Below are 14,027 nucleotides of genomic sequence, written 5' to 3'. Positions count from 1 at the left end.
GCGCCCGTTACAGCGCCAAGTATCATAGTGTACTGTTGAGGTGTTATTTGTGAGAATAGCACGAATTAGGGTGGTAACGCGCATCAAGTCGTCCCTTTTATCCATAAGGATAAAAGGGCGGCTTTTTTTGTTTTTCACAGCCGAAACTGTTCGCTTTCTCTTCAACAAGAAATTTATCTGTAAGGGGTTGAAGCAATGCCAATCATTATTCCCAAAGAATTACCCGCTGCAGCGGTCCTGCAAAAAGAAAATGTCTTTGCCTTACTGCAGCATAAAGCGGCGAAGCAAGAGATCCGTCCCTTGAAAATCGCGATCGTCAATTTGATGCCGAAAAAGATCGCTACAGAAAATCAGTTGTTGCGTTTACTTTCCCAAAGTCCACTGCAAATTGAGGTGACTTTACTAAAAATGAAATACCACGAAAGCAAAAACACCTCTGTCGATCACATGGAAAAGTTTTATCAAGAATTTTCAGTGATCCAGCCGCAACGATTCGATGGCTTGATCATCACCGGAGCCCCAGTTGAAAAAATGGCATTCGAAGCCATTGACTATTGGCAAGAACTACAAGAAATCATGGATTGGAGTCAGACGAATTGCACTTCAGTCCTACATATTTGCTGGGGGGCACAAGCGGGGCTTTATTACCATTACGGCATCGACAAAGTATTGTACCAAAGCAAATTGTTCGGTGTCTTCGAACAAACAGTCACGCATTTTCATCCACTGGTTCGGGGCTTTGACGACGTCTTTTATACACCGCATTCGCGCTATACTGGCATCGATGATGTCCAGCTGGCCCAAGCGCCTTTAGAAATATTGGCAGCGGGCGTTGAAACAGGGCCTTCCATCTTCGTATCAGAAGATCATAAAAATGCCTTCTTGCTAGGACATTTTGAATACCATTCAACGACCTTGAATGAAGAGTACTTGCGAGACATGGAACGGGGCTTAGCTACCGCATTGCCCAAAAATTACTTTGCCTATGACCGCTTAGGCGGAAAAATCACCAACCGTTGGCGAGGACATGCCTCTTTGTTTTTCAGCAATTGGATCAATGAAACCTATTTGCGAACGCCGTATGACCTGTCCGTCACGCCCACGAAAGAAGGCTATCGGATCGGTAGCGAGCCAGAAGGTCGGGTGAGTATCAATGACGATTGAGCATTTTCTCTCCCACTATGCCAGGCAGCGAAAAGGCACCAATTCTTTAAAATGGGATCTTGTCGATCAACGGTTCCAAGGAGAAAAGCTTTTGCCTTTATGGGTAGCTGATATGGATTTTGCGGCGCCAAAGGCAGTGGAAGAAGCCTTGCAGCAACTGGTTGCTCAAGGAACCTTTGGCTATGCGATTCCCCCCTCAGGCTATTTTTTAGCCTATCAAGCTTGGCAAGATCGCCACTGGGGGACGAAATTCGAAGAAAAATGGCTCTCGTTTTCCACAGGGGTCGTCCAATCTTTGGTTGATTTGCTTCATTGTTTCACAGAACGAGACGATGGCATCTTGATCCAGCCGCCCGTCTATTATCCCTTTTTTGACAGCATCAAAGAGACGAAAAGGTGCTTGATAGAAGCACCCTTGCAAAAGGTGAAGAATTCCTATCAAATCGATTTTGCTGCTTTTGAAGCCAAAATCATTGAAGAAAAAGTGAAACTATTTATTCTCTGCTCCCCCCACAATCCAGTAGGGCGGGTCTGGCAAGAGAAAGAATTGCATCAGTTATTGGCCATTTGCCAAAAACATGAGGTTGTCGTGATCGCCGACGAGATCCATCGTGAACTGATACTCGGTGAGCAGCAATTTGTTTCAGCCGTGACAGTGGCACAGGGGTTCGGCTTTGAGAAGCTGATCGTTCTGGATTCGCCCTCAAAAACCTTCAACTTAGCAGGATTGTTACTCTCTCATGTTTGGATTCCTGATTTAGAGATGCGCAGAGCCTATCAGGCTTGGTGCCGACAATACAAGCAGACGGAAGTCAATCGTTTGGGATTGGTGGCTGCGAAAGCCGCGTATGAATCGGGGGATCAATGGCTAGATGACCTGCTTTTGGTGATTGCTGCCAATGAACAAATGGTCCGCCAGCAACTGCAAGAAGCATTTCCCAAAATTGAGCTCCTGCCATTAGAAGGAACCTATCTTCTCTGGGTCGATCTGAGGCAAGTCATCGCCAAAGAACGAACCAAGCACGTGGTCCAAGATACTGCCGGTCTCGCAGTCGATTATGGGGAATGGTTCGCCAAAGACGGTCAGGGCATGATTCGTCTGAATCTTGCGACAACACCAACGATCATTCAAAAAGCCCTTGATCGTTTGATCGAGGCAATCAAAAAGGAGGAACGACATGACCATTGATACAGCAACTTTTCTGGCCCAATTAGGCAATCATTCGGATCAGCAAACCGGGGCGATCAGTCCGCCAATTTATCTTTCCACGACCTTTGCACATCCTGAATTGGGGCAAAGTACCGGCTATGATTATACTCGGACCAAAAATCCGACCCGGGATATTTTAGAAGCGGGTCTTGCCGAATTAGAAAAAGGAGCTCGGGCAGTAGTGACCAGCTCTGGCATGAGTGCGATCGCTTTGATTTTTGACTTATTTACCAGCGGGAGACGCTTTTTGGTTTCTCGTGATTTGTATGGCGGCAGCTTTCGCTATTTTGCGGAACTGGAAAAAAGCCAACGGGCATTCTTCGATACCTTCAGTACTGTAACAGAATTAAGTGAAAAATTAACTGACGAGGTAACGGCTGTCTTTTTAGAGACCCCAACGAATCCTTTGATGACCGTGACGGATATTGCTGAAACCGCCAAGCTTGCTCACGATCATGGGGCACTATTGATCGTGGATAATACCTTTTTGACGCCGTTACGGCAGTTGCCATTAGAAGAAGGCGCGGATCTAGTGATCCATTCAGGCACCAAATTCTTATCTGGTCACAATGATATTTTGGCTGGTGTCGTGATCGCCAAAGATGCGCAAGTAGGGGAGCGTTTGAATTATTTAGCCAATACTTCAGGCCCGACTTTGAGCAGCTTTGATACGTGGTTATTTATCCGAAGTTTAAAGACGCTGCCGTTGCGCTTTGAACGACAGGAAGCCAACGCCAAGGAAGTCGGCCGTTTTTTACGAGCCCATCCGGCGATCAAAGAGGTGCTGTACCCGAATGCCGGCGCGATGATCAGTATTCGGGTGCTTGATGAAACCAAAATCAGCGGCTTTTTAGCAGCATTACAGGTCTTTACCTTTGCGGAAAGCCTAGGTGGTGTGGAAAGTCTCATCACGTATCCAACGACACAGACCCACGCGGATATTCCTCAAGAGGTACGAGAATCTTATGGGTTGACGCCGGATCTTTTACGGATCTCCATTGGGATCGAAAGTAGTAAAGATTTGATCGATGACTTAGAAAATGCACTGAAGATATTCAAATAACCCGACCACAGATCAGCTAGTTAAAAACTTACTTTTGTAGAGTAATTTTATTGACAGTTTTAGTTGTATAGGATAAAGTTACACTACATATGAATAGTGAGTCCGATGTTTTCAGTTGACGGCAACAGGCATTTGCCATTTCTCCTTTGAAAAAACAATTTGTTTTGAGAAACAGAGGTGAAATTGGTCTAGTTGAGCAATACGTCAAGAAAACGGGACGATTGATCTGAGGAGGGAACAAAAGGGGAAAAAGGGATGAAAAGAAACGTAGTAAAGGGATTGGCAACAGGGGCTCTTGGATTGCTGGCATTGTTCAGCTTCGCCGCTTGCGGCAGCAGTCAAGCAGATGAGGAAGCCACCGTTGTCAAATTGGGTGTCGTGGGTGAGCAAAACGAAGCCTGGGAACATGTGCAGGAAGAATTGAAGGAAAACGAAAATATCGACTTGCAATTGGTGAAATTCACCGATTATCGTCAGCCAATCGTGGCGCTTGAGGATGGCTCAATTGACCTTCACGCAGCATTGACGGAGATTTTTATGGACAATGTCAACGAAGAAAGTGGTTATTCCAACACGACGATTGCCTATACGACATTAAACCCACTTGGTATTTATTCCGATAAAATCACCGATGTCAACGAATTGGCAGATGGTGCTACGGTGGCTTTACCCAATGATGTCTCAAATGAGAGCCGTGCACTATTACTCTTACAGACCGCCGGTTTGATCACTTTGGATGAATCAAAAGGTTTACTGCCAACAACCAGTGATGTCATTGACAATCCCAAAGCCCTGAAATTTGAGCTACTTGACTCCAATCAAACTGCTCGGGCAATGACCGATGTCGACATTTCTTTGATCAATAATGGCATGGCCGTCGATGCTGGTTTGGTTCCTACAGAAGATGCGATTTTCTTAGAACCTGTGGCTGATTCCTCCAAGCCTTATTATAATGTGATCGCTGCGCGAGCAGACGAAGCAGACAATGACGTTTACCAAACGGTCGTTCGATATTATCAGACCGATGAAGTAAAAGCAATCATCGAGGAAGTAACAAAGAAATCTAGTATACCTGTATGGGAATAGAAAGTTAAAAACGACTATTACTATATAGGAACAGGAAGTAGGATGGAAAAATGATAAATTGGAAAAAAGGTTTAGCAAGTGTTGCCGTCGTTGGACTAGGATTTGTTCTAGCAGCCTGCGGTGGATCAAATACAGAAGAAACGTCAACCAGTAGTGCAGCTGGAGCTGGGGATGATTCAACATTCACTTATGCGATCAGCGGGGACCCATCGTCCACTAACCCGATCAACACCAGTGATCGTTGGGGATTGACAGTGACAAACATGATCTATTCTCCACTAGTTACAGTGGAAGCAGACGGAACAACACAAAATGCGTTGGCAGAATCAGTGGAACCAGCTGAAGACGGCCTTTCATTGACAGTACATTTGAAACAAGATGTGAAATGGTCAGATGGCGAAGACTTTACCGCCGATGACGTTGTTTTCACATATGAACAAAAAGTCAAAAAAGAAAATGGCAATGCCGATTCCCTTTGGGTCGACGACCAACCAATCGCGATCGAAAAAGTGGATGAATACACCGTCAAATTCGTGTTGCCGACACCGAGTGCGGCAGCGATCAGTAATATTGCAACCGAAACATACATCATTCCCGAGCATATCTTTAAAGATGTTACCGACTTCTCTGTCAGTGAACTGCCTGAAAAACCAGTCGGCACTGGTCCGTATCAACTGAAAGAATACAAACGTGGTGAGTACTTTACTTTTGAAGCCAATGAAAACTATTATGGCGGCAAGCCTTCGATTCAAAATGTGACGTTGCGCATCATCGAAAGTACCGATACTGCGAAAGTCGCTTTGCAAAAAGGGGAAGTGGATGCAGCCGTTGTCTTGCCTTCAGATATTGAAGACTTAGATGATGAGCAGATCTCTGTTTATCCTTATACTGAAAACCGTGTTGGTTATCTAGGCTTGAACACTCACTCAGATGCTTTGCAAGATGTGAAAGTTCGACAAGCAGTTCTCTATGCGTTGAACAAAGATGAATTAAATCAAGCAGCATATTTAGATGAAGAGTATTATGCAACACCATATTCATTCTTGCCACCAAACAACCCATACGTTACTGATGATGTTGAAAAATATGAGACGAATGCTGAAAAAGCAAAAGAACTTTTACAAGAAGCTGGTGTGACTGATTTGTCATTGAATTTGGCTTTCAACTCAACCGATCCAGCCCAAACGATCCAAGCTACGTTGATCCAACAACAATTGCAACAAGCAGGCATAACGGTTACACTTGAAGGTGGCGATGGTACAGCGATCTTTACCGAGTTGAAGAAACCTGATTCAACGAAGTACAACTTATTCCTTGGCGGGTATATCATGGGAAATGACCCTGACTTATACGGCAGTCTATTTGAAACTGGCGGTAGTGCCAACTACTTCCAAAGCAATAGCGAAACCATTGACAATTTGTTTGCCCAAGCAGCAGTTGAATTAGACACGGACAAACGTGAAGCATTGTATGATGATTTGCAAAAGGCCATTGCTGATGAAGCGATCATTTACCCAATCGTTGACAACAAGAAAATCCTAGCGGTCAATAACCGAATTGGTAATGTAGAAGATGCAGGTTTGATCCCAATCTATACATTCGAAGATATGTCTAAATTGACAATCAAGTAAATCCATTGGCTGTGATAAAGAGGAATCTTTTTTATCACAGCTTTTTTCTATGAAAAAGAAAGTAGGTCAGTTATGTTTCGATACATTGCAAAACGAGTATTGCAAGCAATCCCTTTGCTGTTTGTGATCTCTTTTATCGTTTTTTCACTTATACATATCGCACCGTATGATGTGATCGACTCCATCACGACACCCAATATGTCGCAAGAGCAAATCGATCTTTTGCGGCAGCGCTATGGCTTGGATCAACCCTTTTTGGTTCAATATTTTCTTTGGATCAGAAATATTCTTACCGGTAATCTTGGCTTTTCTTTGGTGTCTCAAAGTAGTATTTCACAAGAACTTGCGACTCGGATTCCCAATACCATGCGCCTAGTGATCCCCGCTTATTTGACTGCCTTGTTGTTGGCCATCATTTTGGGCCTGTTGGCTGCTGCCAACAAAGGAAAGATTTGGGATCGGATCATTGACGCTGTGGCATCTCTAGGAATCGCTGTGCCGACCTTCTGGTTTGCGATGATCTTGATTTATGTGTTTGGTTACTTATTAAATATGTTTCCAATCATTGGCATGTATACGGTCGGTAAAGAAGGGGATTTTGGCGATTTTCTGCAGCATTTTATTTTGCCTTATACCACATTGACTGTCGCCTTCTTCCCAGATTTGACGCGGTATATTCGGGCATCAGCGACACAACAAGTTTCAGAAGACTACGTGATGGTGCAACGGGCATTTCATGCCAGCAAATGGCAGATTTTCAGCCGTCATATTAGTCGAAATATTTTGATTCCCGTTGTCACCCAAATCGGCTTGGCGTTGCCGATGTTAGTTACCGGTGCGATCATTACAGAAACGATCTACGGCTGGCCGGGCGTCGGCCCTTACTTGATGAGTGCGACGAAAAGCCTCGATTATCCTGTGATCATGGCCATCATGCTGTTGTCAGCAACACTGGTCATCTTAGGGAATTTGTTAGCGGATGTATTATACTCCGTGGTTGATCCACGTATCCGTAAAGGAGGGAGTAAGTAATGAAACGTTTCAAAAAAATCAGTGAAGTCATGCTTGCTTCGCCCATCTATACCTTTTCTGTCGTTTTCCTGACGTTATTGATTATTTTGTCGCTTGTTGCACCTTTGATCCCCATCGATCCTAATGCAACGGATGTCAGCAACATGTCACAGCCGCCGAGTTGGTCTCATTTATTTGGAACCGATGAAGTGGGGCGAGATTACTTTATTCGGGTCGTCTACGGCGGTCGGGTATCATTGTTTGTAGGTGTTTTGGCAATGATCACAGCGACGTTTATTGGGACTCTTGTCGGTCTTGTTTCTGGCTACTTTGGCGGTTGGATCGACAACCTGCTGATGCGGCTCGTCGATGTATTGTCATCGATTCCTTGGTTGGTGTTAGTGATCGTTTTGAGCGTCTTTTTACGTCCCGGACTAACCACGATTATTATTGTGATCGGCGGCTTCTCCTGGATGAACATCGCTCGTTTGATTCGTGGTGAAACGTTAGCGGCGAAAGAACGGGAATATGTCGCATACGGGAAATTTATCGGACGTTCTTCATTTAGTATTATCGTGAAGCATGTTTTCCCAGCAGTGCTTCCTACCTTGATCGTTGCGGCATCTGCAAGTATTTCAGGAGCGATCATGACCGAATCGGCTTTGAGTTTTCTAGGCTTAGGAATACAGCAACCGATGGCTTCGTGGGGCAGTCTGTTGCAAAACGCGCAAAACAGCTTGCAGCGGGCACCATACATGGCGATTCTTCCAGGGCTCTTTGTTATTTTCACCATCTATTCCTTTAACAATATCGGCGACATGATCAAACATGTCTTGCAGAGAGAGGTGTGACCGATGAAGACAGAGTTATTAGCGATCGAAGCGTTGAATGTGACATTTCAAAGCAAAACCGGTCCGAAACCGTTAGTAAAAAATCTTGATCTGGTAATTCCTAAGGGCAAAGTCGTTGGGATCGTTGGCGAATCTGGCAGCGGCAAAAGTATGACCATGAAAAGCGTCATGGATCTTTTGCCTGATAAAGTGATCGATCACTATACCAGTTATACATTTGAAGGAGCAGCAGTGACCGATCGTCGAACATTACCGATCGCCATGATTTTTCAAGACCCGATGACTTCGTTAAATCCTTTGCGCACGATTGGCTATCATTTGATAGAAGTGATTCGCCGCTCACAAAAAGTATCGAAAAAAGCAGCACAAGAAATCGCCGTCAAAGAGTTAGAAAAAGTCGGCATACCTTTTCCAGCACAACGCATGAAACAATATCCTCATGAGCTATCTGGGGGGATGCGTCAGCGGGTGATGATTGCCATGGCTTTGTTGGCGCAACCGAAATTGCTGATCGCAGATGAACCGACAACGGCTTTAGATGTGACGATCCAAGCACAGATTTTGGCATTGATCAAAAACCTGCAAAGAGAGAACCAGCTTTCCGTCGTCCTTGTGACCCATGACTTTGGGGTCGTTGCAGGAATGTGCGACTTTATTAAAGTGATGTATCAAGGCCGAGTCGTGGAAGAAGGAACCACGGAAGAAATTTTTTATCAGCCGGAACATCCTTATACGAAACAATTATTGCAGGCGGCCCATTTAGGCGACAAGCATGCCGAATTAAAAGTCTTTGACTATCATGAGACATTGGCAGATGAACTGCAAGAAACGCAACTATCTAAGACACATCGCGTCTGGCGCAATCAGGAGGTGACAGAATAATGGAAGAACTGATTCGCGTAGAACATGCGACGAAAATCTTTCGCAGTAAAAACTGGCGCGGCACTGTCAGTGAAGTCCGAGCGGTCGAAGATGTCAGCCTAACGATCCATCGGGGCGAGACATTGGGGCTAGTGGGGGAATCTGGGAGTGGGAAAACCACTTTAGGACGCAGTATTTTAAATTTAGAGACCTTAACAAGCGGGGAGATTTTCTTTGAAGGCAAAGAGATAACAGCATTGACGGCAGAAGATCGCAAAGCAGCGTACCAGCAAATGCAGATCATTTTCCAAGATCCGTATTCATCATTGAATCCCCGTATGACAGCACTTGAACTGGTGATGGAGCCGTTGTATCATGAAACGAAAGATGCTGCTCGAGCGAAAGCCAAAGAAATCTTAGCGATCGTCGGGATCACCGGTGATGACGTCCATAAACTGCCTCGCAGTTTCAGCGGCGGACAACGGCAACGGATCGGTATCGCTCGTGCGGTGGTCAATCGCCCGGCGTTCGTCTTGTGTGATGAACCGACTTCGGCATTAGATGTCTCCATTCAGGCTCAGATCATCCAATTGCTGCTGCGTCTACAAAAAGAGTTTTCATTGTCTTATTTATTCATTTCCCATGACTTGTCCGTGATTCGTCATATCAGTGATCGAACAGCCGTCATGTATCAAGGGAAATTAGTTGAATTGGCACCTACCGATCGTTTGTTTGAAAATCCGCTGCATCCTTACACGAAGAAATTATTAGCAGCAGCTCCGATCGCTGATCCTGTGTTAGCAAGAGGTGCGATGGAACAAACGGAAATTCAAAGCACGATTACTTTGACACCATTGTATGAATGGGTCGAAGTTGAACCAGATCATTTTGTGAGGAGAGAAAAACGATGACAGTAGAAACATTGACGATCCATCAAGGAAGCGACAAATTTGAAATGACGACCCCAACTGGCAATTGGGTGTTAGCACGGGAAAAAGGCTATTCGCCTGTCCAAATGCTTGTGAGTGCGGTAGCTGCTTGCGGCGGCTATGTATACGCATCTGTCTTAGAGAATTCAAAGGTTGAAGCAGAAATCGAAAAGATCGAAGTCAGCTATGACCGAGACGACAATAAAAAAGCCCAACCAGTCAGTGCTATCCAAATTCAGTTTTATGCGAAAATCGCCGAAGCTGATCATGACAAAGCGACCCGTTGCCTAAAACTCGTTTCACCAAATTGCCCCGTGATCCAATCGTTAGATCCAACGATCGAAGTGACGGAAACAGTGACGTTTATTTAAAAAATAATATTCATTTGTGAAACTCTGCTTCAACTGTTGAAGCAGAGTTTTTTTTTATTCTTTAAAGATTTGTGTTCTTAAATATCCTTTGACACACAAAAAATCCAATTTTTTTTGTGTGCAATGAATATATTCTTTCTGATGAAATTATGGAAAAATACTAATCAGAGGTGAGAAAGATGAAGAAAACAATGATCGCAAAAAGTATGTTTGAAGTTGGTGCACTAGCAATTGTTCGCACTGAGAGTTTTGAAAGGGCTTGCGAAATTGCCGAAGCCTGTATTCGTGGCGGAATTCCTGTAATGGAGATGAGCTATACGTTAAATAGCGCTGGAAACATGATAAGGCAGTTACGTGAAAAATACAAAGATAAACTGATCGTTGGCGCTGGGACTGTCCTGGATAGCGAAACAGCTCGTCATGCTATTTTAAACGAGGCACAGTTTATCATAGCGCCAAATTATAGTGAAGAAGTCGCAAAAATATGTAATCGATACCAGATTCCTTATGCTCCTGGATGTACAAGCTTTACTGAAGCGGTTGAAGCATTGACTTTAGGTGCTTCATTTATTAAAGCGTTTCCGATATCCGATTTTTACGGTGAACGTTTACCCAAAGTATTTAAGACGCCTTTATCTGATATGCCTATTCTAGCGAGTGGAGGAATTGATTTGAGCAATTTGCGAGATTGGCTTGCAAACGGTGTCGATGTTTGCGGCTTTGGTTCTCTTTTGACGAAAGGTTCATCTGAGGAAATCGAAACAAATGCCAAAGAGATTTGCAAAATTATTGAAGCAAATAGAAAGATACGAAAAGAGGGATTTAAATGATCGCACTAACAAGAGTAGATTTTCGATTGATTCATGGACAAGTAATTACCCGTTGGCTTAAACAATGTGACATTAATGAAATTGTGACGATTGATACACAGCTTAGTCAAGATACCTTTATGCAAGATGTATTTAAAATGGCTGCGCCAAAAGGTGTTAAAATTCGAATTTTGTCTAGCGAACAGGCAGTTCTTGCTTTTCAAAATAAGGAGTTTGATCGTAATCGGATTATGCTTTTATTTAAAAATGTGCAAGAACTTTATAAAACAGTGATGAATGGCTTAGATTTAAAAGAAATTCAAATTGGTGGTTTAGGCGGAGGTCCGGGCAGAAAAGCAGTGAATAATGCCATCACTTTAGATCAGACCGATGCAGACCTACTTTTGGCTTTAGAAAAGAAAGGGATTTCGATTTATTTGCAAACCACACCAGATTATCCATCAGAACCACTAAAAAAAGCAGTCGCAAAATTATGACATAGGGGGAAATAAAAATGTTGATACCATCGATTTTAGTAGGTCTTACTTATTGGTTGGCAATGGGAAGAGCACAGTATTATTTTTCGTTTGCTTTTAGAAACCCAGTTGTACTCGGAGTAGTGATTGGCTGGATTTTTGGCGATGTTTCAGCTGGATTACTTTACGGGGCGACGATCCAGCTTCTTTACATGGGAGGGATCGAGGCTGGTGGAAACATTCCCAGTGATCGTGCCTTAGCTGCTTGTATTGCTATTCCTGCAGCTCTACAAAATGGGCTAGATCCAAACACAGCAGTTGCATTAGCGGTTCCTTTTGGTGTACTGGGTGTGTTGATAAATAACGTACGTAGAACCATTAATTCTTTTTATAATACTCAAGCGGATAAATTTGTTTCTGAGCATCAATATGAACGGTTATCATTGTTTTCATTCGTCATTCCTTGGTTGACTAATGGTTTACTGTATTTCACTCCCGTATTTGTAGCGACTATGTTTGGAGCAAATGTGGTTCAAGCATTTATTAATATTATTCCCGAATGGTTGATGAATGAACTTTCAAATGCTGGTGGTATGCTACCTGCATTAGGATTTGCGCTAACGCTAGTTGTTATGGGGAAAAAGCAATATTTGCCATTTTTTGTCATTGGTTTCTTTGCTTATTCCGTTTTGGGCTTTTCTATGCTGACGGGTGCCGTTTTTGCTGTATGTATCGCAATGATTTCTTCGTTATATAAACAAAGTTCTGATGAGGAGGAATACGCATGAATCAAGATGTAGTCATTGAAAAGAAAATTACCCGCATGGATCTGCTTAAGGCATGGTGGAAATGGTGCTTAGCAGTAGAAGTACCTGTTAGTTTTGATAGGATGCAAGCATTAGCATTCAGTTATTCTCTAAATAAGATTCTAAGAAAGCTATATGCAAATGATCCTGATGAATTGCAAGCTGCTATGCAACGCCATGTTCAAATGTTTAATACGAATTGTGACTGGGGAAGTATAATTCATGGAATTGTTATCTCTCTTGAAGAGCAAAGGGCAAATGGAAATGAAGAAATAACACCGGAAATCATCGAGTCTTTAAAAATTGGATTGATGGGACCTTTGGCTGGTATTGGGGATAGTGTGGATCAAGGGATTGTAGCAACCATCCCATTAGCTATTTTTGTTCCGATGGCTCTTAATGGTTCAGTTATTGCTGCTTTTATTCCAGGATTGATTTATCTTGCCTGGTCGTTTGGCTGGTCTTGGCTTTTGTTTAACAAAGGATATACATTTGGAAAGAATTCCGTGTTGAATATTTTAAACTCTGGAATGATCAAAAAGGTGATCGATATAGCAAGTATTGTTGGGCTCTTTATGATTGGTTGTCTTTCGGCAGCCTATGTCAATTTCTCCACAGCGTTGGAATTTGTCAGCGACACAGAGACGGTTAAAGTACAAGAGCTATTAAATGATATTTTGCCAAATATGTTGCCGTTTTTCTTAGTAATGGCTATGTACTTTTATATTATTAAACGCGGCCCAAAATATTTGCAGATCATTCTGGTAACAATGGTACTTGCTATTTTACTGACATTTTTGGGAATTATATAAAGGAGAATCAAGATGAAGCTAGTCATAACGCCTAGAGGCTTTTCGTCCTATGGTTTAGAAGAAATAGTAGTTTTAGAAAAAGCTGGTTTTACCGTGGATTACAATGATACTGGAAGAGCGTATTCCAAAGAAGAACTTCTAAAAAAATCCCAAGACGCTGATGCGTTAATTGTGGGAGTGGACGACATCGATCGTTCATTTTTAGAAGCTTGTCCCAGACTACAAATTATCTGCAAATTTGGTGTTGGTATTGATAATATCGATACTGATTTTTGCAAGGAGAAAGGAATCGTCGTAGAAAGAACTTTGGGAACAAATACGAATGCAGTCGCTGAACATGTTGCTGCATTGATGTTTTTGGATGCGAAAAATCTCTATAGAAATATCGCAGAAGTCAAGGACGGTTTTTGGAACAAGCCGACAGGATATGAAATTTCAGGCAAAGTTTTAGGAATTGTTGGTTATGGAGCGATCGGGAAAAGATTAGCTGAAATTGCCTTGAGTTTAGGAATGAAGGTTCTCGTTCAAGATATTCTTCCAATCAAAGAAAATGAATTAAAAAAATCAGCGGTTAATGAGGCTTCATTTGAAGAAATACTTTTACATGCGGACTATTTGTCTTTACATCTTCCTCTCGTAGACGAAACTAAAAACATGCTCTCACAGACGGCATTTGAAAAAATGAAGAAAAGTGCTTGCTTAATAAATACGGCTCGGGGAGGAATTGTTGATGAAGAAGCCTTATATGAAGCCTTGACACAGGGTAAAATTCGCAGCGCTTGCTTTGATGTTTTTTCAAAGGAGCCCCCGCAATGTGGATATAAATTAGTAACACTTGATAATTTTTATCTTACTTCTCATATAGGAGCACGAACAGAAGAGGCAGAAAAACGAACCTGTAATTTTTCGGCAGAAAAGATTATTAATCATTTCCAGTAATATATGAA

15 protein-coding genes are annotated in these 14,027 nt (G+C 42.8%); all 15 read left to right on the top strand.

The features are described 5' to 3' along the window. Positions 1–195: 195 nt before the first annotated feature. The 15 genes from IGJ74_RS12390 to IGJ74_RS12320 all read left to right on the top strand — a co-directional run bounded on the left by IGJ74_RS12390 (position 196) and on the right by IGJ74_RS12320 (position 14,019). Positions 196–1,164: a homoserine O-succinyltransferase gene (locus tag IGJ74_RS12390; RefSeq protein ID WP_218193202.1), complete on the top strand. Its 969-nt coding sequence runs from the start codon at positions 196–198 to the stop codon at positions 1,162–1,164. Further along, positions 1,154–2,353 carry a PatB family C-S lyase gene (locus IGJ74_RS12385; RefSeq protein WP_218193201.1) on the top strand — a complete coding sequence of 400 codons (1,200 nt, stop codon included), beginning with the start codon at positions 1,154–1,156 and terminating at the stop codon, positions 2,351–2,353. The genes IGJ74_RS12390 and IGJ74_RS12385 overlap by 11 nt, the downstream gene beginning before the upstream one ends. Then, positions 2,343–3,437 carry an aminotransferase class I/II-fold pyridoxal phosphate-dependent enzyme gene (locus IGJ74_RS12380; protein WP_016621558.1) on the top strand — a complete coding sequence of 365 codons (1,095 nt, stop codon included), beginning with the start codon at positions 2,343–2,345 and terminating at the stop codon, positions 3,435–3,437. Before IGJ74_RS12385 ends, IGJ74_RS12380 begins: the two co-directional genes overlap by 11 nt. A 255-nt stretch (positions 3,438–3,692) precedes the next feature. Beyond that, positions 3,693–4,523 (top strand): MetQ/NlpA family ABC transporter substrate-binding protein, encoded by an 831-nt coding sequence (locus IGJ74_RS12375; protein ID WP_005234826.1) that lies wholly within the window; start codon positions 3,693–3,695, stop codon positions 4,521–4,523. Positions 4,524–4,573: 50 nt separating this feature from the next. After that, positions 4,574–6,154: an ABC transporter substrate-binding protein gene (locus IGJ74_RS12370; protein WP_016613557.1), complete on the top strand. Its 1,581-nt coding sequence runs from the start codon at positions 4,574–4,576 to the stop codon at positions 6,152–6,154. Positions 6,155–6,226: 72 nt separating this feature from the next. After that, on the top strand, positions 6,227–7,186 hold the full coding sequence (locus IGJ74_RS12365; protein ID WP_005234830.1) for an ABC transporter permease: 960 nt from the start codon (positions 6,227–6,229) through the stop codon (positions 7,184–7,186). Further along, positions 7,186–8,016, top strand: a complete 831-nt coding sequence (locus IGJ74_RS12360; RefSeq protein WP_005234832.1) for an ABC transporter permease — start codon at positions 7,186–7,188, stop codon at positions 8,014–8,016. Before IGJ74_RS12365 ends, IGJ74_RS12360 begins: the two co-directional genes overlap by 1 nt. 3 nt (positions 8,017–8,019) lie before the next feature. Continuing rightward, complete coding sequence (locus tag IGJ74_RS12355) at positions 8,020–8,898, top strand: ABC transporter ATP-binding protein (RefSeq protein ID WP_016621557.1); 879 nt, start codon at positions 8,020–8,022, stop codon at positions 8,896–8,898. Continuing rightward, the gene (locus IGJ74_RS12350) at positions 8,898–9,788 is read left to right on the top strand and encodes an ATP-binding cassette domain-containing protein (protein ID WP_008378908.1); all 891 of its coding nucleotides are present in this window, start codon (positions 8,898–8,900) and stop codon (positions 9,786–9,788) included. Before IGJ74_RS12355 ends, IGJ74_RS12350 begins: the two co-directional genes overlap by 1 nt. Next, complete coding sequence (locus IGJ74_RS12345) at positions 9,785–10,177, top strand: OsmC family protein (protein WP_016621556.1); 393 nt, start codon at positions 9,785–9,787, stop codon at positions 10,175–10,177. The genes IGJ74_RS12350 and IGJ74_RS12345 overlap by 4 nt, the downstream gene beginning before the upstream one ends. 179 nt (positions 10,178–10,356) lie before the next feature. Continuing rightward, positions 10,357–11,007 (top strand): KDPG and KHG aldolase, encoded by a 651-nt coding sequence (locus IGJ74_RS12340; protein WP_016621555.1) that lies wholly within the window; start codon positions 10,357–10,359, stop codon positions 11,005–11,007. Continuing rightward, on the top strand, positions 11,004–11,483 hold the full coding sequence (locus IGJ74_RS12335) for a PTS system mannose/fructose/N-acetylgalactosamine-transporter subunit IIB (protein WP_016608210.1): 480 nt from the start codon (positions 11,004–11,006) through the stop codon (positions 11,481–11,483). The genes IGJ74_RS12340 and IGJ74_RS12335 overlap by 4 nt, the downstream gene beginning before the upstream one ends. A gap of 17 nt (positions 11,484–11,500) precedes the next feature. Continuing rightward, complete coding sequence (locus IGJ74_RS12330) at positions 11,501–12,250, top strand: PTS sugar transporter subunit IIC (RefSeq protein ID WP_218193200.1); 750 nt, start codon at positions 11,501–11,503, stop codon at positions 12,248–12,250. After that, on the top strand, positions 12,247–13,080 hold the full coding sequence (locus IGJ74_RS12325; RefSeq protein WP_218193199.1) for a PTS system mannose/fructose/sorbose family transporter subunit IID: 834 nt from the start codon (positions 12,247–12,249) through the stop codon (positions 13,078–13,080). The genes IGJ74_RS12330 and IGJ74_RS12325 overlap by 4 nt, the downstream gene beginning before the upstream one ends. Before the next feature lie 12 nt (positions 13,081–13,092). Then, complete coding sequence (locus IGJ74_RS12320) at positions 13,093–14,019, top strand: phosphoglycerate dehydrogenase (RefSeq protein WP_016621553.1); 927 nt, start codon at positions 13,093–13,095, stop codon at positions 14,017–14,019. Positions 14,020–14,027: the final 8 nt, after the last annotated feature.

The sequence above is a fragment of the Enterococcus sp. AZ009 genome (assembly GCF_050548785.1).
Classification (GTDB): Bacteria; Bacillota; Bacilli; order Lactobacillales; family Enterococcaceae; genus Enterococcus_D; species Enterococcus_D entomosocium.
This window is presented reverse-complemented; position numbering and strand designations above follow the sequence as displayed.

What these genes read in the sequence shown, in the direction of transcription:
- IGJ74_RS12390 (WP_218193202.1), top strand. Translation starts at nt 196, where the DNA reads ATGCCAATCATTATTCCCAAAGAATTACCCGCTGCAGCGGTCCTGCAA.
- IGJ74_RS12385 (WP_218193201.1), top strand. Translation starts at nt 1,154, where the DNA reads ATGACGATTGAGCATTTTCTCTCCCACTATGCCAGGCAGCGAAAAGGC.
- IGJ74_RS12380 (WP_016621558.1), top strand. Translation starts at nt 2,343, where the DNA reads ATGACCATTGATACAGCAACTTTTCTGGCCCAATTAGGCAATCATTCG.
- IGJ74_RS12375 (WP_005234826.1), top strand. Translation starts at nt 3,693, where the DNA reads ATGAAAAGAAACGTAGTAAAGGGATTGGCAACAGGGGCTCTTGGATTG.
- IGJ74_RS12370 (WP_016613557.1), top strand. Translation starts at nt 4,574, where the DNA reads ATGATAAATTGGAAAAAAGGTTTAGCAAGTGTTGCCGTCGTTGGACTA.
- IGJ74_RS12365 (WP_005234830.1), top strand. Translation starts at nt 6,227, where the DNA reads ATGTTTCGATACATTGCAAAACGAGTATTGCAAGCAATCCCTTTGCTG.
- IGJ74_RS12360 (WP_005234832.1), top strand. Translation starts at nt 7,186, where the DNA reads ATGAAACGTTTCAAAAAAATCAGTGAAGTCATGCTTGCTTCGCCCATC.
- IGJ74_RS12355 (WP_016621557.1), top strand. Translation starts at nt 8,020, where the DNA reads ATGAAGACAGAGTTATTAGCGATCGAAGCGTTGAATGTGACATTTCAA.
- IGJ74_RS12350 (WP_008378908.1), top strand. Translation starts at nt 8,898, where the DNA reads ATGGAAGAACTGATTCGCGTAGAACATGCGACGAAAATCTTTCGCAGT.
- IGJ74_RS12345 (WP_016621556.1), top strand. Translation starts at nt 9,785, where the DNA reads ATGACAGTAGAAACATTGACGATCCATCAAGGAAGCGACAAATTTGAA.
- IGJ74_RS12340 (WP_016621555.1), top strand. Translation starts at nt 10,357, where the DNA reads ATGAAGAAAACAATGATCGCAAAAAGTATGTTTGAAGTTGGTGCACTA.
- IGJ74_RS12335 (WP_016608210.1), top strand. Translation starts at nt 11,004, where the DNA reads ATGATCGCACTAACAAGAGTAGATTTTCGATTGATTCATGGACAAGTA.
- IGJ74_RS12330 (WP_218193200.1), top strand. Translation starts at nt 11,501, where the DNA reads ATGTTGATACCATCGATTTTAGTAGGTCTTACTTATTGGTTGGCAATG.
- IGJ74_RS12325 (WP_218193199.1), top strand. Translation starts at nt 12,247, where the DNA reads ATGAATCAAGATGTAGTCATTGAAAAGAAAATTACCCGCATGGATCTG.
- IGJ74_RS12320 (WP_016621553.1), top strand. Translation starts at nt 13,093, where the DNA reads ATGAAGCTAGTCATAACGCCTAGAGGCTTTTCGTCCTATGGTTTAGAA.